Genomic DNA, 1,503 nt, shown 5'->3' with positions numbered 1-1,503 from the left:
ACGCCAGGCAATGACCGACACCGGCATCACCACCACCTTCGCCGGACGGATCGCCGACACCTGGATGCCGCACGTCCTCCTCATCGCAGACACCACGAACATCGACGAACAACTCACCGCCCTCACGGACGAACTCCGCATGGCCGGCAGATGCGCCGCCGCGGTCGCCGCCGTCACCGAGACCCCGACCACCTGGCACGTCGACGTCAGCGCAGACGGCAGCCTGGCCATCGACTGGCTCAGCATCACCAACACCACTGCCAGCCGACTGCCCGCGACCAACTCGCCCGCCTCGCACCCGTCATGCGCGCCGCCCGCGCCGCCGCCCCATCGCCGACGAGCAGGTGCCTGCCGCGCCCGAGCCGGAGCCGTGGGCGGAGGGCACCGACGCGCACGGACACCTGCTCGACGACAGCGACGCTCCGGCGCAGGACCAGGACGAGCAACTGGAAGAGAACGGTGTACGCGACGACCCCGTCGCCGGACACCCGACGAGGAACGAACGCGTACAGGAAGGGCTGCCGGCCGTGCCCGAACCCGATCGCACCCCGGTGCCCGCCCAAAACCGGCACCACCGTGACGCAACCAGTCGACGTGCAGGCCCTCACTCCAATCAGCGATACGGCGAGAACCCGGACGAGCACGCCAGCAAGCCGCCGCGAACCCCACGACCCCACCCTCGACGAGGACATTGACGCCTGGTACCGACCCGATTCCTACCGCCCGAGGATCGCCATCCTCGGGCCAGTCGAGGTCAAAGCCGCCGGCGAGCCGCCCGACGAGCGCATCCGCTTCTACTCGGAACTGGTCGTCTACCTGGCGCAACGGGGCCGAGCCGGAGCCACCGGCGACCAAATCGACGACGCGTTGTGGTCCGACCGTGGCGTCAACGCCCGGAGTCGCCGCGCCGCCATCAGCAAAGTACGCCGCTCGCTCGGGGAGAAGGCCGATGGCACCCAGTGGCTGCCTCCCAACGCCGGACCGGACCGGCCCTACCGGCTGACCCCCGGGGTGCTGCTCGACTGTCAGCTGTTTTGTCGCCTCCGGGCCCGTGGCGAAGCCAGGGGAGCGGCAGGAGCAGACGATCTGCGCCGGGCGTTGGAGTTGGTCCGTGGTGAGCCTTTGGCGGGAGCCGAGCTGCCGTACTCATCGGGCTACCGCAACCCCTACACCTGGCTACCGGGCAGCGACGTCCAACCGCACAACCTCGCCTCCGCGATCGTCGACACCGCACACCAACTGGTGAATCTGTACCTTGAGGCTGGCGACACCAGCGGAGCCCGATGGGCGGTGGAACGAGCCTGGATCGCGGACCCCGCCCGCCTCGACGACCACCCCTGGCTCGACGCCATGCGGGTCGCACACGCGGACAACCGGTCAGCCGAACTCCGTGCCCTCCTCGACGACCTCGTACGCACCCGCGAGGTAGAAGTCCCAGAAGATCTTCCCCCGACACCTACGCCGCCCTGCGTGAGCTGGTGGGAAATCTCTTGCGAGTAGGTT

The 1,503-nt window shown here is 69.2% G+C and carries 3 protein-coding genes; 1 reads left to right on the top strand and 2 read right to left on the bottom strand.

The window, feature by feature from the left end; genetic code table 11:
* Both Vgi01_RS31080 and Vgi01_RS31075 read right to left on the bottom strand, forming a co-directional pair.
* Window positions 1–255: hypothetical protein (locus Vgi01_RS31080; RefSeq protein ID WP_239089271.1), on the bottom strand; the 255-nt coding region annotated here is incomplete at its 3' end.
* On the bottom strand, window positions 246–572 hold the full coding sequence (locus tag Vgi01_RS31075) for a hypothetical protein (RefSeq protein ID WP_239089270.1): 327 nt from the start codon (window positions 570–572) through the stop codon (window positions 246–248). The genes Vgi01_RS31075 and Vgi01_RS31080, both read right to left, overlap by 10 nt.
* A gap of 4 nt (window positions 573–576) precedes the next feature.
* On the opposite strand from Vgi01_RS31075, the gene Vgi01_RS31070 reads away from it, so the two are divergent.
* On the top strand, window positions 577–1,500 hold the full coding sequence (locus Vgi01_RS31070) for an AfsR/SARP family transcriptional regulator (protein WP_239089269.1): 924 nt from the start codon (window positions 577–579) through the stop codon (window positions 1,498–1,500).
* Window positions 1,501–1,503: the final 3 nt, after the last annotated feature.

The sequence above is a fragment of the Micromonospora gifhornensis genome (genome assembly GCF_016863515.1).
Taxonomy (GTDB): Bacteria; Actinomycetota; Actinomycetes; order Mycobacteriales; family Micromonosporaceae; genus Micromonospora; species Micromonospora gifhornensis.
Note: the sequence above shows the minus strand (reverse complement) of the source record. Positions and strands in the feature narration are given on the sequence as shown.